The organism is Diplocloster agilis (assembly GCF_019042275.1).
GTDB lineage: Bacteria > Bacillota > Clostridia > Lachnospirales > Lachnospiraceae > Diplocloster > Diplocloster agilis.
Genome location: NZ_JAHQCW010000017.1, coordinates 23,792 through 48,792, shown reverse-complemented (window position 1 = coordinate 48,792; position 25,001 = coordinate 23,792). Strand labels below are relative to the sequence as shown.

General features: G+C 46.3%; 23 protein-coding genes and 2 pseudogenes. 22 read left to right on the top strand and 3 right to left on the bottom strand.

Translation table 11 applies throughout. From position 1 onward, the window contains the following. Positions 1-5 precede the first annotated feature (5 nt). The 22 genes and pseudogenes from KTH89_RS11425 to KTH89_RS25275 all read left to right on the top strand — a co-directional run bounded on the left by KTH89_RS11425 (position 6) and on the right by KTH89_RS25275 (position 20,194). Positions 6-959 carry a DUF3991 and toprim domain-containing protein gene (locus tag KTH89_RS11425; RefSeq protein WP_238721801.1) on the top strand — a complete coding sequence of 318 codons (954 nt, stop codon included), beginning with the start codon at positions 6-8 and terminating at the stop codon, positions 957-959. Beyond that, positions 956-2,026 (top strand): YodL domain-containing protein, encoded by a 1,071-nt coding sequence (locus KTH89_RS11420; protein ID WP_238721799.1) that lies wholly within the window; start codon positions 956-958, stop codon positions 2,024-2,026. Before KTH89_RS11425 ends, KTH89_RS11420 begins: the two co-directional genes overlap by 4 nt. Before the next feature lie 137 nt (positions 2,027-2,163). Beyond that, positions 2,164-2,310 (top strand): DUF3789 domain-containing protein, encoded by a 147-nt coding sequence (locus tag KTH89_RS11415; RefSeq protein ID WP_131779299.1) that lies wholly within the window; start codon positions 2,164-2,166, stop codon positions 2,308-2,310. Next, positions 2,291-2,632 carry a MobC family plasmid mobilization relaxosome protein gene (locus tag KTH89_RS11410; RefSeq protein WP_131779297.1) on the top strand — a complete coding sequence of 114 codons (342 nt, stop codon included), beginning with the start codon at positions 2,291-2,293 and terminating at the stop codon, positions 2,630-2,632. The genes KTH89_RS11415 and KTH89_RS11410 overlap by 20 nt, the downstream gene beginning before the upstream one ends. Further along, positions 2,623-4,014: a relaxase/mobilization nuclease domain-containing protein gene (locus tag KTH89_RS11405; protein WP_238721797.1), complete on the top strand. Its 1,392-nt coding sequence runs from the start codon at positions 2,623-2,625 to the stop codon at positions 4,012-4,014. Before KTH89_RS11410 ends, KTH89_RS11405 begins: the two co-directional genes overlap by 10 nt. Beyond that, complete coding sequence (locus KTH89_RS11400) at positions 3,998-4,804, top strand: PcfB family protein (protein ID WP_131779292.1); 807 nt, start codon at positions 3,998-4,000, stop codon at positions 4,802-4,804. The genes KTH89_RS11405 and KTH89_RS11400 overlap by 17 nt, the downstream gene beginning before the upstream one ends. A 6-nt stretch (positions 4,805-4,810) precedes the next feature. After that, positions 4,811-5,698 (top strand): LtrC-like protein, encoded by an 888-nt coding sequence (locus KTH89_RS11395; protein ID WP_238721795.1) that lies wholly within the window; start codon positions 4,811-4,813, stop codon positions 5,696-5,698. A gap of 15 nt (positions 5,699-5,713) precedes the next feature. Next, positions 5,714-5,917, top strand: coding sequence for a hypothetical protein (locus KTH89_RS11390; RefSeq protein WP_131779288.1), 204 nt, complete (start codon positions 5,714-5,716; stop codon positions 5,915-5,917). Continuing rightward, positions 5,904-7,253 (top strand): annotated as a pseudogene (locus KTH89_RS11385) (VirD4-like conjugal transfer protein, CD1115 family); the annotation flags it as partial. The gene KTH89_RS11390 and the pseudogene KTH89_RS11385, both read left to right, overlap by 14 nt. Positions 7,254-7,844: 591 nt before the next feature. Beyond that, entirely contained in the window at positions 7,845-9,662 is a 1,818-nt protein-coding gene (locus tag KTH89_RS11380) for a reverse transcriptase/maturase family protein (protein WP_330656677.1), read from the top strand. A gap of 107 nt (positions 9,663-9,769) precedes the next feature. Continuing rightward, a pseudogene (locus KTH89_RS11375) lies at positions 9,770-10,201 on the top strand (type IV secretory system conjugative DNA transfer family protein); the annotation flags it as partial. A gap of 19 nt (positions 10,202-10,220) precedes the next feature. Then, complete coding sequence (locus KTH89_RS11370; RefSeq protein WP_238721791.1) at positions 10,221-10,580, top strand: glutamyl-tRNA amidotransferase; 360 nt, start codon at positions 10,221-10,223, stop codon at positions 10,578-10,580. Positions 10,581-10,652: 72 nt separating this feature from the next. Next, positions 10,653-11,489 carry a hypothetical protein gene (locus KTH89_RS11365; protein WP_131779281.1) on the top strand — a complete coding sequence of 279 codons (837 nt, stop codon included), beginning with the start codon at positions 10,653-10,655 and terminating at the stop codon, positions 11,487-11,489. Between the two features lie 187 nt (positions 11,490-11,676). Beyond that, positions 11,677-12,042 carry a PrgI family protein gene (locus tag KTH89_RS11360; RefSeq protein WP_176784954.1) on the top strand — a complete coding sequence of 122 codons (366 nt, stop codon included), beginning with the start codon at positions 11,677-11,679 and terminating at the stop codon, positions 12,040-12,042. Further along, positions 12,035-14,368 carry a VirB4-like conjugal transfer ATPase, CD1110 family gene (locus tag KTH89_RS11355; RefSeq protein WP_131779274.1) on the top strand — a complete coding sequence of 778 codons (2,334 nt, stop codon included), beginning with the start codon at positions 12,035-12,037 and terminating at the stop codon, positions 14,366-14,368. The genes KTH89_RS11360 and KTH89_RS11355 overlap by 8 nt, the downstream gene beginning before the upstream one ends. Before the next feature lie 29 nt (positions 14,369-14,397). Continuing rightward, positions 14,398-15,216 carry a class B sortase gene (srtB, locus tag KTH89_RS11350; RefSeq protein ID WP_238721789.1) on the top strand — a complete coding sequence of 273 codons (819 nt, stop codon included), beginning with the start codon at positions 14,398-14,400 and terminating at the stop codon, positions 15,214-15,216. Further along, the gene (locus KTH89_RS11345; protein WP_330656681.1) at positions 15,176-15,535 is read left to right on the top strand and encodes a cysteine-rich VLP domain-containing protein; all 360 of its coding nucleotides are present in this window, start codon (positions 15,176-15,178) and stop codon (positions 15,533-15,535) included. Before srtB ends, KTH89_RS11345 begins: the two co-directional genes overlap by 41 nt. Positions 15,536-15,652: 117 nt before the next feature. Continuing rightward, positions 15,653-17,386, top strand: coding sequence for a CHAP domain-containing protein (locus KTH89_RS11340; RefSeq protein ID WP_238721787.1), 1,734 nt, complete (start codon positions 15,653-15,655; stop codon positions 17,384-17,386). A gap of 218 nt (positions 17,387-17,604) precedes the next feature. Continuing rightward, entirely contained in the window at positions 17,605-17,946 is a 342-nt protein-coding gene (locus KTH89_RS11335) for a helix-turn-helix domain-containing protein (protein ID WP_117859362.1), read from the top strand. Positions 17,947-18,083: 137 nt separating this feature from the next. Further along, complete coding sequence (locus KTH89_RS11330) at positions 18,084-18,560, top strand: SLOG family protein (RefSeq protein WP_238721785.1); 477 nt, start codon at positions 18,084-18,086, stop codon at positions 18,558-18,560. 20 nt (positions 18,561-18,580) lie between these two features. Further along, positions 18,581-19,093: a hypothetical protein gene (locus KTH89_RS11325; protein ID WP_238721783.1), complete on the top strand. Its 513-nt coding sequence runs from the start codon at positions 18,581-18,583 to the stop codon at positions 19,091-19,093. 270 nt (positions 19,094-19,363) lie between these two features. After that, complete coding sequence (locus tag KTH89_RS25275; RefSeq protein WP_456298704.1) at positions 19,364-20,194, top strand: tyrosine-type recombinase/integrase; 831 nt, start codon at positions 19,364-19,366, stop codon at positions 20,192-20,194. A 153-nt stretch (positions 20,195-20,347) separates the two neighbouring features. On the opposite strand, the gene KTH89_RS11310 is transcribed toward KTH89_RS25275, so the two are convergent. The 3 genes from KTH89_RS11310 to KTH89_RS11300 form a co-directional block, all read right to left on the bottom strand. Then, on the bottom strand, positions 20,348-21,115 hold the full coding sequence (locus KTH89_RS11310) for a class I SAM-dependent methyltransferase (protein WP_002586626.1): 768 nt from the start codon (positions 21,113-21,115) through the stop codon (positions 20,348-20,350). Between the two features lie 50 nt (positions 21,116-21,165). Beyond that, complete coding sequence (gene tet(W) / locus KTH89_RS11305; protein ID WP_002586627.1) at positions 21,166-23,085, bottom strand: tetracycline resistance ribosomal protection protein Tet(W); 1,920 nt, start codon at positions 23,083-23,085, stop codon at positions 21,166-21,168. Between the two features lie 510 nt (positions 23,086-23,595). Then, the gene (locus tag KTH89_RS11300; protein ID WP_036376036.1) at positions 23,596-24,939 is read right to left on the bottom strand and encodes a plasmid recombination protein; all 1,344 of its coding nucleotides are present in this window, start codon (positions 24,937-24,939) and stop codon (positions 23,596-23,598) included. Between the last annotated feature and the right edge of the window lie 62 nt (positions 24,940-25,001).

The following is a 25,001-nucleotide window of genomic DNA, read 5'->3' as shown; positions in this document are numbered from 1 at the left end:
AGTAAATGCCGTATATTGCGCCGGAGGTTATTACGGAAGCAAGGCGGATGGATTTACTCACTTACCTGAGAGCCTATGAGCCGAATGAGCTTGTGAGGTTTTCCGGTAACACCTACACCACCCGCACTCACGACAGCTTGAAGATTTCCAACGGCAAATGGATGTGGTGGTCAAGAGGTATCGGGGGCAATTCTGCCCTCGATTATCTCGTAAAGGTCAAAGGTCTTTCCTTTCTTGAAGCCGTAGAAACGATTATGGGCTGCAAGGTGGCACTTCCGACTGATTACTGCACTCCCCAAAAAGAAACGCCGAAAGAACTCAAACTGCCCCCTAAAAGTGCTTCCACAGATAGAATTACAGAGTACCTTTTTAGCAGGGGCATCGACTTTGAAATCATCACGCATTGCATACAAAAGGGGCTGATTTTTGAGAGCCTGCCATATCACAATGCTGTGTTTGTAGGTAAAGACGAGAAAGGAACGCCACGCTATGCTGCCTACCGAGCCACCAACAAATCAAGACTTATGGGTGACGCATCGGGAAGTGACAAGCACTATTCTTTCCGTCTTGAAGGCTCAAACAATTCGGAAGTCCACCTGTTTGAATGTGCGATTGACGCTCTTTCCTATGCGACCTTAATCAAAATGAACGGAGATGATTGGCGAAAAGAAAACCTTGTTTCCCTTGCCGGTGTTTATGCACCGAGAGAAAAAATCGAAGAAAGCAAAGTCCCCGCAGCGGTGGAAGGGTTCTTGAAAAGCCACCCGGACATCAAGCGGATCATGCTTCACTTTGATAATGATGAGGTCGGAAGAAAAGCGACGCAGGCGCTTCAAATCATTCTGTCCGACCGCTATGAAGTCATTGACAGTCCACCGAAATTCGGCAAGGACTTCAATGACTTTCTTTGTATGAAATTAGGAATTTACAAATCAAAGCAAAGGAGTTTTGAACGATGAATATACGAATTTATCAGGTCAATATGAAGCGTGACACCAACAATGTCGCCTTTATGAGATACGAGCTTTTAGAAAAGCTGCAAGGCAGTCAATCGGTCGATTCCAAAATCTACGATAAGGTTTTTGACGGCGAGGTTGACTGCCAAACCCTCGAAGATGTGTATCAGATGTTTAATCTGAACCACCCCGAAGGGTACAAAGACCGTTCCCTTTCGGTGTCCGATGTGGTGGAAGTGATGGAAGATCCGATGCACCCGCATTGCTTTTATTTCTGCGACAGTGTCGGCTTTAAGCCCATTGATTTTGAGCCGAAGGACTGTCAGCTCGGCAGGACTTTTACGGATACAGAAAAGAAAAATATGATTTCCGTACTGCTTGTTGAGCCGAACAAGTACCCGAAGATGATTGAAATTGAGGACAGCCTTGAGGCAATGCAGAAAATTGTCAGCGGCGATATTGAAGAATATATGCCCTTTGAGGACGAGGTCGCAATCATCTGTAATGATGAAAGCAAGATGAACGGTATGCTGCCAAACCGTGCAGTTTATGCCGAGCCGGAAACGGTGGAAATGAGCTATCAGGAAATGACGAAACGCTTCCGAGAAGCCGAGAACAACCGTAAGGAACACCTCACCGGGTATGTCGTTTTTACCGAGGACAGCTTCGATAAACCGTACAGTGAGGAGTCCAGAACCTATGTGATCAGCTCAAACAACAAGGCGTTTCAGTCCGGCATGGGCGGCTATTCCATCTATGCTTCCTGCCTTGACGGGACTGATCCCTGTCTGCGTTTGGACGGATATATGTCTGCCGAACACGGCGGCGAGAACGGTTGGAAGATTGAAAAGTGCTATATGAAAGAGAACTCCCGTGAAATGCTTGACATCATTTTCGGGCAGTTCTTTATCGCTTACGCACCTATCGAATCGGAAAACTTTCAGAGTTTGCCGAAGAACCTTGCGGAGAAATACAAGGAGAAATTCAAATATCCCGAACGCATTGCAAAGGTAAACGGCGAGATTGTCGCCGTTCCTTTTAAGCCTAAAACCAAAGAAGCGGAACGCTGATCTCAAAGAGAAACGGGGCAACCCGGAGAGCCTGCATTATCTTAGCAAGCAGACTGTTTTTACTCCTATCGGGCAAAAAACAGTAAATCGCTTGTTAGGGGTTGCCCCTAATACCCCAATAAGAAAGGATTTTCTATATGACAGAATTTATCTTATTCATCGTCGGACTTTTGCTTGGCGGCTGTATAGGCGTTGTCTTTATGTGCTGCCTGCAAATCAACCGACTTTACAAAACTGATTCTATGAAAAAGGAGGTCGAAGCAAATGAAAAGAAGAACTGTTAAGAAGCAGTTTTGGTTTTCCCGTGACGAAGCACAGGACTTGCAAAAGAAAGCCAAGAAAACCTGCCTGACCGAAGCCGCACTTGTGAGATTACTTGTGCGTGGGTACGAGCCGAAGGAGCGACCTGACGAGCGTTTCTATGATGTGATGCGTCAGTTATCCTCTATCGGCAACAACATCAATCAACTTGCGGCACAGGCGAACTCACTCAGCTTTGTCGATGCACAGAAACTTCAGAAGGAAGCCGAGCGCTGGCATAAGTTTCAGGCGGATGTGGAGCGACAGTTTCTCCGTCCCGAAAAGAGTGAGATGAAATGGCAGTAAGCAAGATATGGAAAGTGACAGTCCGCCTCGACCAAGTGATTGACTATGCGACCAATCCCGAAAAGACGGCGGCAAAAGAATATTCGCCGGAGCAGTATCAGGCGCTTGCCGATGTTTTGCAGTACGCCAAGGACGAGGAAAAGACCGAGCGAGAGTTTTATGTAGGCGGCATTAACTGTAATGCTTCGACTGCCCGTGACCAGTTCGTAACGGTTAAGGAGCAGTTTGACAAATGCGACGGTATCCAAGCTTATCACGGGTATCTGAGCTTTAAGGACGAACCGAACATCACTCCCGAACTGGCACAGCAGATCGGGACGGAATTTGCCAAGCGTGTGTGGGGCGACAGATTTCAGGTTGTGGTAACAACCCACCTGAACACCAAGCACCTGCATTGCCACTTTGTTGTGAACTCCGTTTCCTTTGTTGACGGAAAGCGTATGCAGAACAACGAGAAGCATTGGCGGTATTTCCGGCACATTGCAGACGAACTTTGCAGACAGCACCAGCTCGATGTGATTGAAAACCCGAAGCGTGGCACAGGCAAAAACTACTATGCCAGGAAGCTCCACGAAGCAGGGATGCCCAACTATGTGGACTCTGCGAAAGCTGTGATTGATGAAGCCATTTCAAAGAGCAACAGTTATGCCGATTTCAAATATATTCTCCGTCAGATGGGAGCGACCTTTGACGATTCCCCGAACCACAAGTATCAGGTACTAAGGGTAAAGGGATACCAAAAGAATATCCGACTGACAAGGCTCGGTGATGACTATTCCCTCGAACGCATAAAGGAGCGTATCTATGGAAACCGGAACAGGGTTAAGTTAGAGCCGTTTCAAAAAGGCTATTACTACCGCCCAAAGCAATATGTCCTTTTGACACGGGAGCATAAGATACGAAAGGTCGGCGGTCTGTACGGACTGTACCTTCATTACTGCTATAAGTTAGGCTATCTGCCGAAGTATCAAAAACAAAATCCGGCTCGGCTTCATTATCTTCTCCGTGAAGATCTGATGAAGCTCGACCAAATAACCGCACAGGTAAGGCTGCTCGGCAGAGAACACATCTCTACCTCCGAGCAGCTTTTCTCATATAAGTCAAAGGTGGAGGACGAAATCAAAACCCTTACTGCCGACAGAACACATCTCCGAAACGAAATACGAAAAGTAAATACTGATGATGATTTGCTGTCCGGCAAAAAGCAACAGATTTCAGCCTTATCCGAAAGGCTCAAAGAACTCCGAAAGGAAGTTCGACTCTGCGACGGTATCGCTGAACGTTCCGGCGTTATGCGGGAGAACTTAAATGCGGTGCTTGCAGATGAAGAAAAAATCAAGAACAACAGAAAGGAGAACCGTGATTATGAATACAGGCGGTGACGCAGCGGAACAGGTTGTCAGGCTCTCGCTTGAAGGCTTTGAAGTAGCTGCAAAACTAACGGGAACGGCGGCGAAGGAGCTGACCGTTCTTCTTGTTTCTGTATTAAAGCAGGAACAGAAAACCAAAGGCAAAGCACGCCTTACCAATATGCTCAAATCGGGAAAGGAACTCAAGGTCTTTTCCGTTCCGAATAAAGACCTGAAGAAGTTTACCGAACAGGCAAAGAAGTACGGTGTGCTTTACTGCGTGCTGAGGGACAAATACAGCAAGGACGATAACGCCCCGGTGGATATTATCGCCCGTGCGGAGGACGCTTCTAAAATTCAGCGTATCTTCGACCGCTTTGAACTCGGAAATGTTGACAAGGGTTCCATCGTTGCCAATGCGGAAAAGAGTATTGCCCAGCGTGAGGAGCTTGCAAACGAAGTGCCGACCAAATCAAAGGGCGAAAGGATTGTGGAGGAAGCAATGGGAAAGCCCATTCAGAAGGACGGGGCATCTCACGAAAACCCCACGGTCGCCAAGACGGACAAAAACCCTCCGTCAAGGCAAAGCTCCGCCGAGGTCGATGGTAAATCTGATAAGGGTATTTCCAAATCAGCCGAAGAAAAGCCTTCCGTCCGTGAAAAGCTCGAACGGTATAAGGCACAGGCTAAAACGGAAAAAGAAGCAGACCGCACCGACCTTGATAAATCGGGAGAAAAACCCAAGTCCCAAAACCGCACCAATCAGACCACCCATCAGCAACCCAAGAAAAAGAAAAACAGAAATAAAAACAAAGCGAGGTAATCTACAATGACTAATAATTTCAAACCGAATAAAGGCGGCTACAGACAGCCGCAGCTTTCCCCCGAAGAATGGAAAGCAAAGAAACAGGCAGAAAAGGACGCCGTTTATCAGATGATTGACGATACGGCGACCGCAATCGTTCAGGACGGCGAAAAGTTCAGAGGCTTTCTTGATACGCAGGCAAGGCTCGACCGCTATTCCGCCGCAAACGCTCTGCTGATTTATAACCAGTACCCCAAAGCCACCCAGCTTAAAGATTTCGGTGACTGGGCGGAGGAAAAGGTATCTATCAATAAGGGTGCAAAGAGTATCTCCATTCTTGAACCCGTTGAGTACACAAAGGCAGACGGTACACCGGGCGTTTCCTACAATGTCAAAAAAGTCTTTGATGTATCGCAGACCAAGGGCAGACAGACTCCGGCTCCTACCGTCAACCGTGATCCGCAGGCTCTCGTTGCCGTGATGATTGACACATCTCCGGTTATCGTGGAGGTCGCACCCGAACTTCCGCATCCGCAGATGGGAGCCTTTTATGATAATGAGAAGCAGACGCTTTTTGTCAAGAAAGATATTGGCGACAGCGTTGCTCTCTGCCAGTGCGTAGCGCAGGAACTCGGCCACGCACAGCTTTCTATCGACAGCGACTCTTACAGTCGCAAGGATATGGGCTTTCAGGCAATGTGCGTCGGCTATATGCTCTGCAAAAAGTACGGCGTGGACACCAAAAACTTTGCTATCAACCGTATCCCGGAGGAATGGAAGAACAAAGAGCCGAAGGAAATCCGTGCGGAGCTTTCCAAAACCCGCACGGCTATGAATGAAATCCATTCCCGTGTATCCGAGGAGATGTACCGCCAAAAGCAGGAACGCTCCAAAGACCGTGACAGCAGATAACGGAGGTAAAGAGAAATGAGAGAACGCCAGCACTTTGTCGCTTTGGACGAATATGAACACGGTATCGTGATTGACTCCCTCAATGAGAAGCGCAACGACCTTCGCAGCGAGGGCAAGTCTACCGACGCCGTTGATGAACTGATCGTAAAGGTCGGTCACGCCCCGCAAAAGAAGTTCAAGGTGATAGAAAAGGAAAAACGCCGAGATGAAGCAAGATGATAAGCAGTCTGCTGTCATTCTTTCCGTAATCGGCATACTTCCCGTAGTCTGGCTTGCGTTGTTGATTGCACCGTCCGTTAAAGGCGGTTTGCCGGAGATACTTCCGAAGTTGATGACAGTATTTAATAACCCGTTCCAAATAGAGCTTTGCGAGGACAGCCTAAAAACTGTCCTCGTTTTGCTTTTGTGCTACGGCTTCGGTATCGGCATTTATTTCTCAACACGCAGGAATTACAGACGCCGGGAGGAACACGGCTCGGCAAAATGGGGCGATGCACGAGCTGTCAATAAGAAATACTGCCAAACGCCCAAAAGTGAAAATAAGCTGATGACTCAGAATGTTAGCATCGGACTTAACGCCAAAAAGCACAGGCGCAATCTTAACACCCTTGTGTGCGGCGGATCGGGCGCAGGCAAAACCCGATTTTATTGCAAGCCAAATCTGATGCAGGCTAACACCTCGTTTGTGATACTCGATCCGAAAGGCGAAATTGTCCGGGATGTCGGAAAGCTGCTTGAAGCAAAGGGGTATGAGATTAAGGTTCTTGACCTTATCTCTATGGAAAAGAGCCATTGTTACAACCCCTTTGTCTACTTGCGCAGTGACAACGATATTCAAAGGCTTGTAACTAACCTTTTCAAGAGTACCACGCCGAAGGGTTCTCAAAGCAACGATCCCTTTTGGGACACGGCAGCGTCAATGCTTTTGCTTGCACTTGTATTCTATCTTCATTACGAAGCTCCTGAAGATGAACAGAATTTTGCAATGATAATGGAAATGCTCAGAGCCGGTGCGATTGAGGACGAGGAAGAACCAAGACCTTCGCCCCTTGATAATCTCTTTTCCGAACTGGAATATGAGAACCCCGACCATATCGCACTCAAGTATTATCATTCCTACCATTCAGGCTCGGCAAAAACGCTGAAATCTATTCAGATTACACTTGCCGCCCGTTTGGAGAAATTCAACCTTGAAAGCCTTGCTTCACTCACCTCAACCGATGAGCTGGAGCTTGAAACTCTCGGTGAAAAGAAAACGGCACTGTTTGCCCTGATACCTGATAACGATACGAGCTTTAACTTCTTGGTATCTATCCTTTACACACAGCTTTTTCAGCAGTTGTTTTATTCCGCCGACCATATTCACGGCGGCAGCCTGCCTATCCCTGTTCATTTCCTGATGGACGAGTTTGCCAATGTTAGCTTGCCTGATGACTTTGACAAGATACTTTCTGTTATGCGTTCTCGCTCGGTATCTGTCAGTATTATCCTTCAGAACTTGGCACAGCTCAAAGCACTGTTTGAAAAGCAGTGGGAAAGCATCGTGGGTAACTGCGTGCGCCCAGAAGTCGCCAGCGCATTATAAATTCGGCGGCGTGGTATTTATGGAATACTGCCTTTAGCAAGCAGTAGGTAAAAGTATCAAGTGACGAAAAATCACAACCTATTATTCTACAACTTATCCGAGAGGGGAAACCCGAAGGGGAGTGTAGCATGTTGTCGCTCTTGTCAATAGACGAGAGCCTGAATGATAAGGTACTAATCCTGTGTATCTGAAAATTCAAGAATAAAAATTCGTGTATGAGGTATAAAGCTAAACTGCCTGAACGATAGCCAGAGTGGGGGAATCCGCACTCCGCATACGAAAAGGATTGAAACGTATGCCATTCCATGTTGGTTTCATTTCGCAGTTATGAAAGCAAGCGATACTCATGGAAGGACAACCGCAAGACAGCGGGTAAATGGCGAAAGTCGGTGCCGACAACACGAAACGCTAATTCTATAAATACTAACTGGGGATGACCTAAACCCGGTAACGGGCATGGTCACACAGCTCTCATAGTAGTCCGAGACGTTAATGGCGTTCACATGGCGAAGGGGAGCAGCTTATTTACTAATACGATATGAAAGGACGGTGCGAGAGGCATTGAGAAATCCAATCCAAGTATTAAGTAGTTTGACGGAAAAGTCAAAGAATGAATCTTACAGGTTTCAGAGATTATATCGGAATCTGTACAATCCAGAGTTCTACTGGCTTGCATATAAAAACATATATGCAAACACAGGCAGTATGACTGCCGGTGCAGATGGAACTACCATTGATGGCATGAGTGACGAAAGAATCCAAAGGATTATTGAATCCATGCGAGATAAAAGTTACCTGCCAAAACCTGCACGCAGGGAATATATTGCTAAGAAAAACAGCAATAAAAAGCGCCCGTTGGGAATCCAGTCGGGCAATGACAAACTGGTGCAGGAAGTAGTGAAAATGATTTTAGAAAGCATTTATGAGCCTGTGTTTAAGAAAACATCTCATGGGTTCAGACCAAACAAAAGCTGTCAGACAGCATTATACCAGATTCAGAAAACCTTTACGGGAACGAACTGGTTTGTTGAGGGTGATATACACGCCTGCTTCGACAGTTTTAATCACCACACAATCATCAGATTGCTGAGAAAACGCATTGATGATGAAATGTTCCTACAACTTATCTGGAAATTCCTAAAAGCAGGATATTTGGAGCAATGGACGTACAATCGGACATATAGCGGTGTACCGCAGGGGTCTGGCGTCAGTCCAGTGCTTGCGAACGTGTATCTCCATGAATTAGACAAATTTATGGAAGAATACGCACAGAAATATAACCGAGGAAAGAAGAAACAAATGAACTCCGACTACAATAAAGTTGTCAAAAAGGCATCCTATTACAGATGTATGGGCAAAAAGAAGTGGGCGGATTTATCTCCAGAAGAACGCTGGGAACGCAATAAGCATTTGAAAACGCTTGAAAAGCAAGCACGACAACTAACTCCTACCGAACCTTTAGATGAGACGTATAAACGGATTCAGTACACCCGTTACGCTGATGATTTTATTATTGGAGTAATTGGGAGCAAAGCGGACGCAGAACAGATGAAAGCTGATGTCGGCAGATTCCTCAGGGAAGAACTGGATTTGGAAATGTCCGAAACCAAAACGAAGGTTACACATACAGGAGACAGAGCCAGATTTTTAGGCTACGACATTACGGTATCCAGAAGTCAGGATTTAAAGAAATCCGCAGGAGGATACAAAATCAGGAGCAATGCAGGAGTGGTGAAACTACTTGTACCCAGAGAAAAATGGGTGGGAAAGTTACTGGAATATCATGCAATCAAAATCAAGATTAACGAAAATGGAAAAGAAAGATTTGTAGCCCTACACAGGGGAAAACTGGTAAACCAAAGCGATATAGAGATTCTGGCAAAATATAATGCGGAAGTTCGTGGACTTTATAACTACTATGCCATAGCAAATGATTCCTTTAAGATAGGCAGATTCGCCAATCTTATGAAGTACAGTATGTACAAGACATTTGCCTGTAAGTATAAAACAAATGTTCACGAAATCAAGCGCAGATATTGTGTTGGAGGACTGTTTACAATCGCATACGATACCAGAGCAGGAAGGAAAACTACAACCTTTTACAGAGACGGGTTTAAGCGAAAAGAATCAGCTACGAAGTTTGACAATGTGAGCGAACTTCCGCAGTTCTCAAAATACGCTAAAACCAACACTCTGAAACAGAGAGTGGAACGCCATACCTGTGAACTTTGTGGAAAGGATTGCAGAAATCTGGAAATCCATCAAGTAAAGAAACTAAAAGACTTAAAGGGCAATGCGGAGTGGGTACTCCTTATGCGCAAAAGGAGACGGAAAACTCTTGTGGTATGCCCCGAATGTCATAAACTGATTCATTCTTAATACCGCAAATATAATAAGCGGAAAGCCGTATACATCGAGAGGTGTACGTGCGGTTTGGGAGGGAGGGGATGCAAGTCCTGTAAAGGACAAGCTGAACCTTACCTCATGACGAGTTTTTGTATTTAGGCGGCAACGAACAGTCCACACACAAATATGTGAGCGAGCTGCTCGGCAAATCTACGATTGATACCAACACCTACGGCAAAAGCGAAGGTCGAAGCGGCAGTTATTCAACCAACTACCAAATCAGCGGTCGAGAGCTGCTAACCCCGGACGAGGTTCGTATGCTTGATAACCGTTACGCAATTCTTTTTATCCGTGGTGAGCGTCCGGTGCTTGATTTCAAATACGATATTCTAAAGCACCCCAATGTGGCGCTGACCGCAGACGGAAAAGCCGGCGTTTACGAACACGGCGAAGTGAAGTCCGATGTCGCTACCATCGAGCTTCTGAGCTTTGATAAATACAAGGCTCCCGAAACAGAAGTGGCAGAAACCAATTACGAACTCCTCTCAGACGAGGACTTTGAAAATGATTAAATTTATGGAGGTAAACACAATGAATATTTTTAAGAAAACCAACAACAAGGAAACCAAGAAGCTGCCTATGACCGGAAAGGTTAAAAAGGGCTTTCGTGTCTACTGCGCCGTTGTGCTTTGTATGGCACTTATCGGCTGTATGTCTATGACCGCATTTGCGGCAAGCGGAGATCCGCTGACCGTTATCAACAATCTGTCCGATTTCATTTTCGGACTCATCCGTGCAATCGGACTTATCCTGCTCGGCTTCGGTATTGTTCAGGTCGGTCTTTCCCTGAAATCCCACGATCCTTCGCAGAGAGCCAACGGCTTCCTTACCCTTGCAGGCGGTGTCATCATCACCTTTGCAAAGGAAATCCTCACTCTCATTACAGGTTAAGCAAGGAAACACTCAAAAGGGGCATATCCGTAAATCGGATATGCCCCAAATTAGTAAAGGAGGTGCGTCAATTTGAGTGATAACTGGGTTGTGCAAAATCTCGAAAACGCCCTTGAAACTTGGAATGAGAAGCTATCTGAAATATGGACGCTTATCACAACGACGCCGCAGAACTTCAAAGGCGGCGGTATATGGAGCGTGATTGTCAATATAAACGGCGCTGTCCAGGCTATCGGCTTGGCACTGCTCGTTTTGTTTTTCGTGGTCGGTATGGTGAAAACCTGCGGTTCGTTTTCCGATGTAAAGAAACCGGAACACGCACTGAAGCTGTTTATCAGGTTCGCTCTTGCCAAAGGTGCGATTACCTACGGTATGGAGCTGATGCTTGCCCTGTTTAACATCGTACAAGGTACGATTACAACAATTATGAACGCCGCAGGCTTCGGCTCGCCGCAGCAGACAACGCTCCCGGCTGAGATGGTAACGACAATCGAGGACTGTGGCTTTTTTGAGAGCATTCCGCTATGGGCGGTAACGCTTATCGGCGGGCTTTTTATTACAGTCCTTTCGTTCCTGCTTATTATGACTGTTTACGGGCGTTTCTTTAAGCTGTATATGTATACGGCGCTTGCCCCGATTCCGCTTTCAACCTTTGCGGGAGAACCCTCGCAGAATGTGGGCAAGTCCTTTATCAAGAGCTACTGTGCAGTTTTGCTTGAAGGTGCGGTCATCGTGCTTGCCTGCATTATCTTCTCGGTGTTCGCTTCATCGCCGCCTGTTGTAGATACAAGTGCGGCAGCCGTAACGCAGGTGTGGGCATATATCGGAGAGCTTGTCTTTAATATGCTCGTCCTTGTCGGCTCAGTTAAGATGAGCGACCGTATTATCCGAGAAATGATGGGACTGTAAGGAGATTATGCAATGAAACAAACAACACGAAGATATAACAAATTCTCAGGATATTCCCTTGAGGATTGCGATTGCAGATATTGTATTTATTACGGCGGCAAACGCAAGCGGAGAGTTATCTGTCTTGCCGATGAGTGTGTCTGCAAGGAAGAAATCATAAAAGCTCGCCGCCGGGAAAGGAACAGAAATGGAAGTAAAAATTAACAGAGAAATCCGCAACTACACGGAAAGTATGTTTTTCGGACTAACGCTTCGACAGTTCATCTTTTCTGTCTTGGCGTGCACAGTTGCGGTGGGCGTATATTTTCTGCTGAAACCGTATGTTGGTACGGAAACCGTGTCGTGGATGTGCATTTTAGCGGCCGCACCCTTTGCGGCGCTGGGCTTCATTAAGTACAACGGTATGACCGCAGAGAAATTTGTGTGGGCGTGGATCAAGAGTGAATTTCTTATGCCGAAAAAGCTCGTTTTCCATTCCACCAACACCTACTTTGAGCTGATGAAGCCGAGTATGGAACAAAAAAGCAAGGAGGTATTGAAAACCAATGATTAAGACACTAACAAATCTTTTCAAACAGGATAAGGAGAAGTTTGTTGTACCGAAGGGCGTCCAGGATGTCATTCCTATCAAGGCAATCTATGATGACGGCATTTTTCAAGTCGGCAAGGATAAGTTCTCCAAATCCTTTAAGTTTACGGATATAAATTATGCGGTAGCCAGCCGTGAGGACAAGGAGGCAATGTTCCTTGAATACTCGGAGTTGCTTAATTCCTTTGACAGCGGAGCTACTACCAAAATTACAATCAACAACCGCAGGCTGAACAGACTGGACTTTGAGAAAACCATTCTTCTGCCGCTGAAAGGCGATGAGCTTGATGTGTACCGTGAGGAATACAACAAAATGCTGCTTGAAAAAGCCACCGGAGCAAACGCCATTGTGCAGGACAAGTATATTACCATCTCTATCAACAAGAAAAACATTGAGGAAGCAAGAAACTACTTTGCCCGTGTCGGCGCAGACCTGATCGCCCACTTCGGCAGACTTGGAAGCAAATGCACCGAGCTTGAAACAGATGAACGACTGAGAGTTTTCCACGACTTTTACAGAGTCGGTGAGGAAAGCTCTTTTCATTTTGACATTAAGGAAACCCGAAAGAAAGGACACGATTTCAAAGACTATATCTGCCCTGATTCTATGGAGTTTGAAAGCGACTATTTCAAAATCGGAGACCGCTACGGCAGAGTGCTTTTTCTGCGTGAATATGCGTCGTATATCAAGGACAGTATGGTGGCGGAGCTTACAGACCTAAACCGCAATCTGATGATGTCGATTGATGTTGTACCCATTCCCACCGACGAAGCGGTGCGTGAAGCGGAGAGCAGATTGCTTGGCGTTGAGACGAATATAACGAACTGGCAGCGCAGGCAGAACTCCAACAACAACTTTTCTGCTACCGTTCCTTACGATATGGAGCAGCAGAAAAAAGAAATGAAAGAGTTTCTCGATGACCTGACTACAAGAGATCAGCGAATGATGTTTGCCGTTATTACCTTTGTGCATACGGCAGATACAAAAGAACAGCTCGATCAGGACACCGAGGCGCTCCTGACTACCGCAAGAAAGCATCTATGCCAGTTCGGGGTACTGAAATTTCAGCAGCTCGACGGACTGAATACGGTTATGCCCTTCGGCACACGAAAGATTGACACCTTCAGAACCCTCACTACCGAGTCCTTAGCGGTGTTTATCCCGTTCCGTGTTCAGGATATTTACCACGAAAACGGCATTTACTACGGTCAGAATGTTATTTCAAAGAATATGATTATTGCCGACCGTAAACAGCTTTTGAACGGTAATTCCTTTATCCTCGGTGTATCCGGCGGCGGTAAATCCTTTGCCGCAAAGGGAGAAATCGAGAATATTGTTCTTTCATCGGACGCAGATGTTATCATAATTGACCCTGAGCGAGAGTATTCCGCACTTGTGAAAGCGCTGGGCGGCGAGATTATCAATATCTCTGCCACTTCTCCGAGCCATATCAACGCTATGGATATGAACAAGGAATACGGCGACGGTGCAAACCCCGTTATTCTCAAATCCGAGTTCATTATGTCGCTTTGCGAACAGCTTATCGGCGGCAACAATCTCGGAGCAAAGCAGAAATCTATTATCGACCGTTGCACCGCAAGCGTTTACCGTACCTATCAGCAGAACGATTACACGGGTACTGTACCGACCTTGCAGGATTTCCGTGCTGAACTCCTGAAGCAAGACGAGCCTGAAGCAAAGGAAATCGCACTTGCGATTGAGTTGTTCACGCACGGTTCTCTTAATACCTTTGCAAAGCAGACGAATGTTGATACCAACAACCGCCTGATCTGCTACGATATTCTCGACCTCGGTAAGCAGCTTATGCCCATCGGTATGCTTGTTGTCCTCGACTCCATTCTCAATCGCATTACGCAGAACAGAGCGAAGGGCAAGAACACCTATATCTTTATTGATGAGATTTACCTGCTTTTCCAGCATGAGTACAGTGCAAACTTCCTCTTTACCCTTTGGAAGCGTGTAAGAAAGTACGGTGCTTATGCGACGGGCATCACACAGAATGTGGATGACCTATTGCAGAGCCATACGGCAAGGACGATGCTTGCTAACTCCGAGTTCATCATTATGCTCAATCAGGCTTCAACCGATAGGCTGAAACTGGCGGAGCTTCTGAATATCTCCGACCTTCAGATGTCCTATATCACCAATGTCGAAGCGGGACACGGACTCCTGAAAGTCGGTAGTTCTCTTGTTCCATTCGCAAACAAGTTCCCCAAGAACACAAAACTCTACAAACTGATGACCACGAAACCCGGAGAGAGCGCATAGCTCTCTCTCGGCTTTAGAAAGGAAACGCAATGAAAAAGAATATCTATGTTTCAATCATCTGCTTTTTACTGCTTGTGATGATTTTCAGCGGAGTGATGATATACAGTCATTTCAAGGAAGCGCATACGCAGGAGGAAATCTACGACAGTCTTGCAGAGTTTGTAGAGGAAAACGAAACAAGCGAGGCTGTCAACACTACGGAGGGAGAAGTGGTAATGCTTCCTGAGTACACAAAACTCTTTGAGCAGAACAGCGATATTGTGGGGTGGATAAGAATTGACGATACGCAAATCAACTATCCCGTTATGCAGTCGCCGCAGGAGTCGAACTTCTATCTGAAGCACGGCTTTGACAAGGAATACACCGATTACGGCTGCCCCTATATGAGCGAAAGCTGTGATGTGAATAAGCCGTCTGACAACCTGATTGTTTACGGTCATCATATGAAGAACGGCACAATGTTTTCCGACCTTGAAAGGTTTAAGAAGAAGGAATTTTGGGAAGAACACAAGACCTTCCGCTTTGATACGCTTTATGTGAAACAGACCTATGAGGTTATCGCTGTTTTCAAGACGGCGGTTTATACCGGCTCGGAAAATGAGTTCAAGTATTATCAGTTTGTGGATGCCGCAGTGCAGGAGCAGTTTGACGGGTATATCCAAAGAGCCAAAGAAAAGGCTTTCTACGATACGGGCGTTTCTGCCGAATACGGTGATAAGCTCATCACGCTATCCACCTGTGAGTATTCCGGTCAGAACAGCAGGCTTGTCGTAGTTGCAAAGAAAGTAACAGAAAGCGGTGGTAGCAATGCTCCCTCAAATGACGGGGCGACAGAGATACAAAGCTAATGCCCTGATAAAGCGCCTGTGTGCAAATTACGACGGAGGAAACTGTCTGCTCCTTGATGACGGAGAACCCTGCGTATGCGTTCAGTCTATTTCCTTCTCTCTGCTTTGCAAATACTTCCGCAATGCGGTATTACCCGCAGAGCCAAAGCTGGAAGCAGAGATATTGATGTCGGGGGCAAAAACCGTTTGTGAAAGGTGCGGTGTTCCTATTGAAAAGCACAGTAACAGGCAGAAATACTGTGCTGAGTGTGCAAGGATAATGTACCTGAAAAACAAGGCGAAATATCAACGAAATATGAGGTCGGGCGTGGACAATTAGACCGCCGAAAACCCTTATTTCAAGCCCCTTTTTATATGCAAAGGTCAAGGGGTTAAGGTGTTTATACCTTTTCCCCTTATTTTGCGTTCTAATTTTCCACGAAGGGAGGTTTATTATATGGCTGATATTAAAACAAGAGATGCGGTCAAAGGTACGATAAAGACCATTGACAAAGCTGCCGTAGCCGGACAGCGAATGAAACAGGCGTATATCTCTACCAAAGATAAAGCCGAACACAGCACATCTGCCGCTGAAAATTCCGCCGATGAATATGCTGCGGATAAGTTTGAGCGTGGAGTTGACACCGCTGTTCACGAGGGCGCACATCAATTTGACAAAGCCGGACGGAAAGGCGTGAAAACCACAAAGGAAAATATCTACAAGACAAAGGACGGTATTCAGAATTTCAAGGCAAAACGGGCTGAAAAGGCTTTGCAGAAGCAATCTCAGAATATCGGCGGCAAAACGGTCAGGACTGCGGAAAAATCGGCGGAGAAAACCGTAAAGCAGTCTGCTCGTTCAGCCGGAAAGAAAACGATAAAGACAGTCGGTAAAGGCTCTGCAAAAACGGCGGCGAAATCCGTTAAGACTGCCGAGAAAACCGCAAAAACTGCAATCAAGACCTCACAGCAGGCTGCAAAAGCGGCACAGAAAACCGCAAAGGCAAGTGCGAAAGCGGCGCAAAAAGCCGCCCAAGCCGCAAAAGCTACGGCAAAGGCGATCGTTGCCGGTGTTAAGGCGGCAGTAAAGGCTACGATTGCCGCAGTAAAAGCGATTATTGCCGGAATTAAAGCGCTTGTCGCCGCAATAGCTGCCGGAGGTTGGGTTGCAGTAGTTGTGATTATCGTAATTTGCCTGATCGCCGCTATTATCGGCTCGGTGTTCGGTATCTTCTTTTCAGGAGAGGACTCAGGAACGGGACAGTCTATGCAGACCGCCGTTCAGGAAATCAACACAGAATATGATAACAAGCTTTTGGAAATCCGAAACGGTAATACCTATGATGTTCTTGAAATGTCGGGCAGCCGTGCGGTTTGGAAAGAGGTGCTTTCGGTGTATTCCGTTAAGGTCAACACCGATCCTGATAATCCGCAGGAGGTCGCCACAATGGACGATAGCAAAAAGCAGCTTCTCAAAGATATATTTTGGGAGATGAACAGCATATCGTCACGGACAGAAAGCAAGTCTGAAACGGTCATAACCGAAACCGATGACGGAAACGGAAACATCGTGCAGACCGAAACCACCGTTACGAGAACCTATTTATATATAACGGTATCACACAAGACGGTGGACGAAATGACGGTGCAGTACGGATTTAACCAAGAGCAAAAGGATTACCTGACAGAGCTTCTGCAAGACAAGAACAATTCTTTGTGGTCATCTGTGCTTTACGGCATAACCGCAAGCGACGACCAAATCGTAACCGTTGCTTTGTCGCAGATTGGAAACGTGGGTGGCGAGCCTTACTGGTCTTGGTATGGCTTCGGTTCCCGTGTGGAGTGGTGCGCCTGCTTCGTATCTTGGTGTGCCAATGAGTGCGGATATATTGACACCGGCGTTATCCCGAAGTTTGCAGGCTGTGTGAACGGTGTGCAGTGGTTCAAGGACAGAGGTCAATGGATGGACGGCTCTGCCGAGCCTGTCGCCGGAATGATTATCTTCTTTGACTGGGATAATAAAGGCTCATCAGGTCCGCAGGACGGACTCTCCGACCATGTAGGTATCGTGCAAAAGGTTGAGAACGGAATTGTCTATACCGTTGAAGGCAACTCCGGTGATAGTGTAAGAGTAAATCAGTATTCTGTCGGTCACTATGAGATACTCGGCTATGGTATCCCACAATACTAAAATGCTACCCCCAACTTTGGTTGGGGGTAACTACTTTTTTTGCTCAAAAATAACGCTTATAGCGAATAAACAACGAATGTATCGTAAATATTTTATGAAATTCAGTATATCATCGTTAGTAATTCGCTATCGTCTTGTGTATTATGTCATATCTACCAAGTATACTAATACTATCAGCATTAGCTGTTACGACTTTAGTGTGATTGGAGGTGGAATGTGTGCAAAACGAAAAGAGCGTTGAACAGATAATCGGCAAACGTATTCAAAAAATAAGACAAGCTAAAGGCTATACTCAGCAGCAGTTCGCTGAAGTAATCGGGTTATCTACTAACTATTTATCGGATATTGAAAGAGGAAAAAGCTCTGCTCGCTTGGATAAATTAGTTGCCATTATAAATGCTTTGGAATGTTCAGCAGATGATGTGTTCTCTGATGTTATTGACTTTGGCTACAAGGTCAAGAGTTCACGCTTATCAGAGCGTCTTGAAGCATTACCGCCGGAGGAACAAGAAAAGGCGTTTGCTATTCTTGATGCCTTTATTCAACAGACCATAAAGTAAATTTTGCGTGTTTGAGCCTGCGATTTTTCGCAGGCTTATTTTTTTGCCGAAAAACCTATCATTTTTGACGATATTGTGATATACTAATGCCATTATCGTTAGTTATACGCTAATAGCGATATTTTTGGAGTGAGAGTGTGAAACAGAAAACTTGTTGCTTTACCGGACACAGAGATATTCCTTTGGGAGATTATCAACTTATTTTCGACAAGACTGAAGAAACGGTTGAACGGCTTATAAAGAAGGGTTATCTATACTTTGGTGCAGGAGGAGCGTTAGGTTTTGATACCATCGCAGCTCTCGCAGTTTTGAAATTAAAGGAACACTATCCTGATATTCGCCTTATTCTTGTTTTACCTTGCCGATCCCAAACAAGAGGTTGGGCAAGTGAAGATGTAAAGATATATGAGAATATCAAAGAGCAAGCTGATAAGGTTGTTTATACATCGGAAGAATACACGAGAGGTTGTATGCACAAACGCAACCGTCATCTTGTAGATAATAGTTCGGCTTGTATAGCATACTTGACTGAAAGTAAAGGAGGAACGGCGTATACGGTAGATTATGCTGCTAAACACGGTTTGACCGTTTTCAATATTGCAGACTGCTTGTGATCTGCAAAGGGAGGAACACGATGAAAAAGAAGCTGATAATATCATTGATTGCAGTAATTCTTGTTTTGGGAGTTGCTTTTGCTATCGGAGCTTTGGTGAAGGAGAATAAGGACACACTCCAAGATATGATAATTCGCATAGAATCAGCGATTAAAGAAGTGCTTGGTGATGATGTTAAAAAGCAGACAGAAACAGTTGTTGCGGGTACTCTAAAATACGCCGATAAAGAAGGCAACGAAATCAACTATCATATTTTGAAAACTACATACTACGAGGCAGATCCTTCAGAAATCACAGGATTAAATGTGGATGCTCTTGGCGTTTTGATAAATCCTGATAGTGCGAACCGTTGCAAAGAAATGAAAATTAAAAATTGGGATGCAGCACTCTATGAGTTCGATGAACATTCATATCTTTGCTGGACTGACACACCAGAAATAAGTTATGTTTTAGAGTATAGCCCCGAAGCAGTCCCGGATGAAGAAATAGTTAAAATGGCAGAAAGTGCCGAAACGCTTGAAAGAAACAAATAAAAAAACAGATGCCGAAAGCATCTGTCAAACACCCATTTATTTCGTAGAGTATTCTCCTTGACGAAAGCAGAATTTTCTCGAAAAACCTAATATAATTATACATAGTGTTGTCGGATTTGTCAAGGTGTCAAACGAAAATACCTGAAAAATGTCGAAAAAGAACTTTGTTTTAGTTCTTAAAGCAAAAAAACAGAGTGCTTGGCTGCATAGAAAAGCTATTTTCAGTCACATTGTCCGTCAGCCAATAGTAATTAGAAAGGATATAAAGCAATGTCGAGAACAGGTGAAAACATTTATAAAAGGAAAGATGGTAGATGGGAAGCAAGGTATATTGATTCCTATGACGGAAACGGAAAGGCAAAATATAAATACCTATACGCACCTACCTATACCGAAGTAAAAGCGAAACTTCTCAAAGCTCAGAACTATGCTGATTTATCAAGTGATTTGGAAAAAACAAAAGATAAGGAAAAATATGAATATTGGCTGGATGCGTGGTTACACGCCAAACGATTAGGGGTAAAAGAGTCAACCTACATTCGTTATAGGAACACAATCGAAAACCACATCAAACCCGACCTCGGCAAATATCCTATCAATAAAATCAGCACATCTCTAATGGAGCAATTTGTTTCTCGTAAATTACAAAACGGAAGAATAGACGGAAACGGCGGTCTTTCCCCAAAAAGTATGTCTGATATTATGGTTATAGTAAAAGAATCGTTTAAGTATGCACACTCTTATGGAGTAAGTGTTGTTTGTAGCTTTGAAAGAATATCATTCAAAAAGAACGCTCAAGAAATGAGAGTATTAAGCCCTTTAGAAGAGCAACGCTTGCTTTCTGTTTTATTTAAGGACTTTGATAGGTATAAAATGGGTGTGTTTATATGCTTATTCCTCGTCCGGCTCCGACGCGGCAAACTGGACAAACTTCTCGTTCATCAGATAGTCAAGGGAAACTTGCCGTTCCCATTGCCGTTTAAGCTTCAAAATCTTGTCCAAGGCGGCACAGCGGATAACAGTCTTGCAAAAGGCGTTGTACCTGCGCTGGATATATTCTTGATAGGCTATCTGGTCGGTCATGGAAATTCCCCTTTCTGAATAATAGTGCGGGGCGGTGGCACTTCTTGCTGTCGCCCCTTGATTGCCTACCAGCAAAGGCGGGCGGGGCTGTCAACGGCTGCGCATATGCGCCGTTCATCTTGACCGTTGACTGGCTCGGCTGGGTTTGCTATTTACCCGACAAACTTGAATTTATTTTAAGCTATCACGTTTTACCTTCTTAAGCCTTACTATCATTACCATAGGAATTTCTTTGTTGGTTTTAAAACATTCTTCATAAAATCCATCAATGACAAATCCAGCTCTAAAACAAAGGTTAAAAATATCTTGTATGGAACGATGATAATAAATCTGCTCTTTCGGTTGCCCTTCAATCGCTATATCATAGTAACTGTGCGGTGTCATATATTTTTCAGTCAACGTGACAAAACAAGGGTGTTGCGTTGCAAAGACAAAAATTCCGCTTTCCTGCAACAGTTCATAAACAGCCATAAGAAGTGGTTCAATATCCGTAATATCCATAATTGCCATATTAGAAACTGCTTTCGTAAAGGCTCGATTTCTTTTTAATTCTAATATACTTTTTCTATCGGTCGCATCCGCCACACAAAATTCAATTTGTTTTGCATATTGTGATTGCCGTCTTTTAGCCAATTCTATCATTTTTTTGCTGTAATCAAAAGCGACAACCGAAGCGCCTCTTTGTGCAAGATACGAAGAATAATTTCCATTGCCACACGCAATATCCAAAATGTAATCCGCAGGATTAGGAGATAGAAGTTCCGTTACTTTGGGACGCACTACCTCTCTGTGAAATTCATTAGATTCGTCACCCATTGCATTATCCCAAAATTGTGCGTTCTCCTCCCAGATTTTTTTACTTTCCTCTGTTCCCATGTTCTCTCCCACTCCCCAAATTTGCTTTTTTGCTTCCATTAAATCTTCCTTACTATATTCCATTGTTACCCTCCATAACTTCTGATTGTTGCCGTCTTGACGATTATGTATCTTTACATTACCTTCTGAAACATATGGCGCACCTTGTCCAGGCGGCTGTTTGGACGGCGGGGCTGGATGACCGGCTGACCGACAGCGGCCTGATATCCTTTCAGCTCTGTAAGGCATACGCTCCGCCCGTTGGTGTAAAAGGCCAGATCAGTACGGTATGCCTGTATACAGCGGGCGGGAATCTCGCCAGTAAAGACAACTTCATCCTTTTTTACCTGGGCCGTTTCGATGGTGGCACAGTATTTCGGTGCATCATGATAAGCCCTGGAAAGGTATTCCTGGGGCGCATAGAGGATGAAGGAGAGATAAGGTTCCAGCAGCTGCGTCCCCGATTCCTTCAATGCCTGTTCCAATACAATCGGGGCCAATGAGCGGAAGTCCGCCGGCGTGCTGACCGGACTGTAATAAAGCCCGTATTCAAAGCAAATCTTACAGTCCGTTACGTTCCAGCCGAACAAGCCCTGCTCCAGCCCGTAACGGATACCATCCCTGACAGCGTTTTGAAAACTCTGGTTCAAGTATCCCAGCGAAACCCGGCTCTCGTATTGTACACCGGAGCCAAGCGAGAGTGGTGTAACAGACAGTCCTATGGATGCCCAAAACGGGTTGGGCGGCACCTCGATATGGATGGTGTGGCTGGCTGCTTTGAGCGGCCGCTCCATATAAATGACGGAGGGTTCCTTTACCACTGTTTCAAGCTTGTATTTTTCCGACAGCAAAGCGGAAACAACCTCCAACTGCACCCGGCCCAAAAAAGAAAGAATGATCTCATGGGTGATGGAATCCACTTCGCAACGCAAAAGCGGGTCAGTATCCGCAAGTTGCGTAAGAGCGTCCAGCAGCCGTTCTCTTTGCGCTGCCGTTTTCGGCGCAATCGTCGTCCGCAGCATGGGGAGGGGGTCCTCGCGCCACCTTTTACGAGGGAGCCGGGTTTGGTCCCCTAATACATCGTTTAACCTCACGCTGTCGCTGGGAAGGATAACAATTTCACCCTGATAAGCGGTGTCTGTCCGAACAATTTCCCCTTTGGATGGAATACGCATCTCTGTGATTTTCAGCTTTTCTCTCCCGGCCAGGGCCACCGTATCCCGCAGGCGCAGCGTTCCGCTGTATAACCGTAGATAGACACGCCGCTGGCCGCAATCGGTGTACTCAACCTTGAAAACGCTGCCGCATAGGGCGGCGCCCCCCTGTTCCCCAATCGGTTGGAACAGCCCTGTCACCGCATCCATCAACGGTTGAATGCCAAGGCCATTTTTGGCGCTGCCATGATAGACTGGGAACAGGGAGGCGTCTTGAACCCGCTGCTGTTCCTCCCGCGCAAGTTTTTCCCGGCTGATTGGTTCTCCTGCGATATACTTTTCCAATAATTCATCGTTATTTTCGATGACCGCATCCCATGCTTCTATGTCGGTATTTTCCTCCAGGACTATTTCCGGGGACAGCGACACCGTCTGCTTGATGATAATATCGGCGGAGAGCTTATCCCGAACAGACTGAACCACGCTCTGCAAATCAACGCCAGCCTGGTCGATCTTGTTGATAAAGATAACGGTGGGAATGTTCATTTTCCGCAGGGCATGGAACAGAATACGGGTCTGGGCCTGCACGCCATCTTTAGCGGAGATCACCAAGATGGCCCCATCTAAAACAGCCAAAGAGCGGTACACCTCCGCCAAAAAATCCATGTGGCCGGGCGTATCCACAATGTTGACTTTACATCTGTGCCACTGGAAGGAAGTGACTGCCGCTTGAATGGTAATCCCACGCTGCCGCTCCAAAAACATGGTGTCCGTCCTCGTTGTCCCTTTTTCGACGCTCCCCGGTTCTGAAATGGCTCCGCTGGCATATAGCAGGCTCTCCGTCAAGGTCGTCTTTCCAGCGTCTACATGGGCAAGAATTCCAATATTGATTATTTTCATGTGATTGTCCTCCCTTTACTGCCCCGAAGGGCATAAAAATCCCCAGCGGCAAATACTTTTACCGCTGGGGATCATGACTTCGGATACATAGAAACGCATTCAGCTAACATGAGCCGTTATCCGTCACGATATTTGATAAAAAGGCAAAAGCATTCTTAAATTGGGTACAAAAACCAAGCCCCTGCAAGGGGCAATTATTTTTGTGCCCATTATCAAATTTTATTTAAGAATACCTTGCCGCATGTTGAATAGACTCCTCAAATCAGGATGACAGCAGTATAGCATAGCACACTCTAAAATGCAAGAAGTTTTTACCCGCTGTCCCAAATAAATCAGGAGGGCATTCACCGGGACACCCTCCGATTTGGGGCCTCATGCGCAAATAATTTCTGTGTCCACGATTTCCGCCGCACACGCCCGAATATTGTTAGTCCCTCTGCAACTCATACCACAGACCGTTGCCCTCGTCAAAGATGTACTTTTCCATGAAATTACCTCCATTTTTTGTGATTATCGTGCGCCTACCCTTATTTTTGACCTTGCACCCCATTTCTGCTCCTTTTCGACCTGTTCCTGCTGGTAAGCTGCCTCCAGTATCCTGTCCGCCTGTTCCGGGCCAATGGCCCGTCTGACCCGCTCATAGTCCCTGACTTGCCCTTTCAAGCCGTCCCTCTCGGCACAAACCTCATAAATCCTGGCTGACAGGGAGCCGTTCTTACTGACCTCACGATCATAGGCGCTCTGCAACCGCTCAAACTTGCTCTTGAGGTCGAAGTAGGCCCGGTAGACGGAGCGCAGCACCTTGACGATCTTCTCCCAAAGGGGCTTGGCCTTTTTCTCCCGGTAGGACTTGGCCGATTCCAGCGGCCCCGCCTCCGGCAGCGTCCGCTCCGGGTCGTCGGAGAAGTCCGCCGCCAGTTTCTCCATGCCCTTGAGCAAGGGCGCTACATCGTCCAGCTTAGCCCTGGCCTGGGCCGCTTTCTTCTCAGCTGATGCTGCCTCCTTATTCTTTTTGTCGGCCTCAACCTGGGCCAGCGCCGACACCTCTTGAAGCTGTGCAAGCCGTTCCTGCTCACGCTCCGTCTTGAACTGCGTAACAGTCAAATGTTCTTCGGAACTACCACGTTCCCCACGCTCTACATCGTCATAGCCAGCGGAGCGCATATGCTCAAAGAAATCATCTTGCAGGACACTGTACGACTTTCGTAGAACGGGTTTGCCCTTAGCTGTGCGTAACGGCTCCCCGGTAGTTTCGTCCAGAATGGGCTTGGACGCCCACTTCTTGCTCATGCTCACCTGCATGATCGTTTCCTTGACCTTGCCCACCAGGGACTTGTCCTTGCACCGCTTTGTCCAGCGTATCTCCTTCTCCACTACCGGGATATAAACCACATGGAGGTGGTAGTGGTACACGTCCTCCCCCAGCGCCTCGGACATGGCCCGGTTGCGCTCGTCAGCGTGCATGACCGCCGACAAAATATACTGCTCTCCGCCCACGATTTTGATTGCGGCTTTATAGGCTTCGGTGTAAAATTGTTTTGCGAAGTCATACCCGCCGTGATTGTAGAAGTAAGCGGAGTTTACATCAAAGACCAACTCACCGTATCGAAAGGCATCCTCCTTGATGCCACGGGTGGAGATCACGCCGTCGGCCTCCATTTGAGCAAACATCTCCCGATACCCGGCAGACGGGGTTTTGAAATGGACATTGAGCGGCGTCCGCTCCAGTACAATGTCCTGATTGACATAGGAATCCTTCTCACGCTCGTTGTGCTGCTGGGTGTTACCGATCTTGGTTTCGGTCAGCCTCATATTTCTTGCGTTGGTACGGTCAATGCCGTCGCCTCTCGCCATAGGCAAAAATCCTCCTGTTTCAGATGTTGGGTTGTTGAAAGAGGACGGGGGTTCGGGGGAGG

Excerpts from the sequence above, each read along its gene's own strand:
- KTH89_RS11425 (WP_238721801.1), top strand. The coding sequence starts at position 6 with ATGCCGTATATTGCGCCGGAGGTTATTACGGAAGCAAGGCGGATGGAT.
- KTH89_RS11420 (WP_238721799.1), top strand. The coding sequence starts at position 956 with ATGAATATACGAATTTATCAGGTCAATATGAAGCGTGACACCAACAAT.
- KTH89_RS11415 (WP_131779299.1), top strand. The coding sequence starts at position 2,164 with ATGACAGAATTTATCTTATTCATCGTCGGACTTTTGCTTGGCGGCTGT.
- KTH89_RS11410 (WP_131779297.1), top strand. The coding sequence starts at position 2,291 with ATGAAAAGAAGAACTGTTAAGAAGCAGTTTTGGTTTTCCCGTGACGAA.
- KTH89_RS11405 (WP_238721797.1), top strand. The coding sequence starts at position 2,623 with ATGGCAGTAAGCAAGATATGGAAAGTGACAGTCCGCCTCGACCAAGTG.
- KTH89_RS11400 (WP_131779292.1), top strand. The coding sequence starts at position 3,998 with ATGAATACAGGCGGTGACGCAGCGGAACAGGTTGTCAGGCTCTCGCTT.
- KTH89_RS11395 (WP_238721795.1), top strand. The coding sequence starts at position 4,811 with ATGACTAATAATTTCAAACCGAATAAAGGCGGCTACAGACAGCCGCAG.
- KTH89_RS11390 (WP_131779288.1), top strand. The coding sequence starts at position 5,714 with ATGAGAGAACGCCAGCACTTTGTCGCTTTGGACGAATATGAACACGGT.
- KTH89_RS11370 (WP_238721791.1), top strand. The coding sequence starts at position 10,221 with ATGAATATTTTTAAGAAAACCAACAACAAGGAAACCAAGAAGCTGCCT.
- KTH89_RS11360 (WP_176784954.1), top strand. The coding sequence starts at position 11,677 with ATGGAAGTAAAAATTAACAGAGAAATCCGCAACTACACGGAAAGTATG.
- KTH89_RS11355 (WP_131779274.1), top strand. The coding sequence starts at position 12,035 with ATGATTAAGACACTAACAAATCTTTTCAAACAGGATAAGGAGAAGTTT.
- srtB (WP_238721789.1), top strand. The coding sequence starts at position 14,398 with ATGAAAAAGAATATCTATGTTTCAATCATCTGCTTTTTACTGCTTGTG.
- KTH89_RS11345 (WP_330656681.1), top strand. The coding sequence starts at position 15,176 with ATGCTCCCTCAAATGACGGGGCGACAGAGATACAAAGCTAATGCCCTG.
- KTH89_RS11340 (WP_238721787.1), top strand. The coding sequence starts at position 15,653 with ATGGCTGATATTAAAACAAGAGATGCGGTCAAAGGTACGATAAAGACC.
- KTH89_RS11325 (WP_238721783.1), top strand. The coding sequence starts at position 18,581 with ATGAAAAAGAAGCTGATAATATCATTGATTGCAGTAATTCTTGTTTTG.
- KTH89_RS25275 (WP_456298704.1), top strand. The coding sequence starts at position 19,364 with ATGTCGAGAACAGGTGAAAACATTTATAAAAGGAAAGATGGTAGATGG.
- KTH89_RS11310 (WP_002586626.1), bottom strand. The coding sequence starts at position 21,115 with ATGGAATATAGTAAGGAAGATTTAATGGAAGCAAAAAAGCAAATTTGG.
- KTH89_RS11300 (WP_036376036.1), bottom strand. The coding sequence starts at position 24,939 with ATGGCGAGAGGCGACGGCATTGACCGTACCAACGCAAGAAATATGAGG.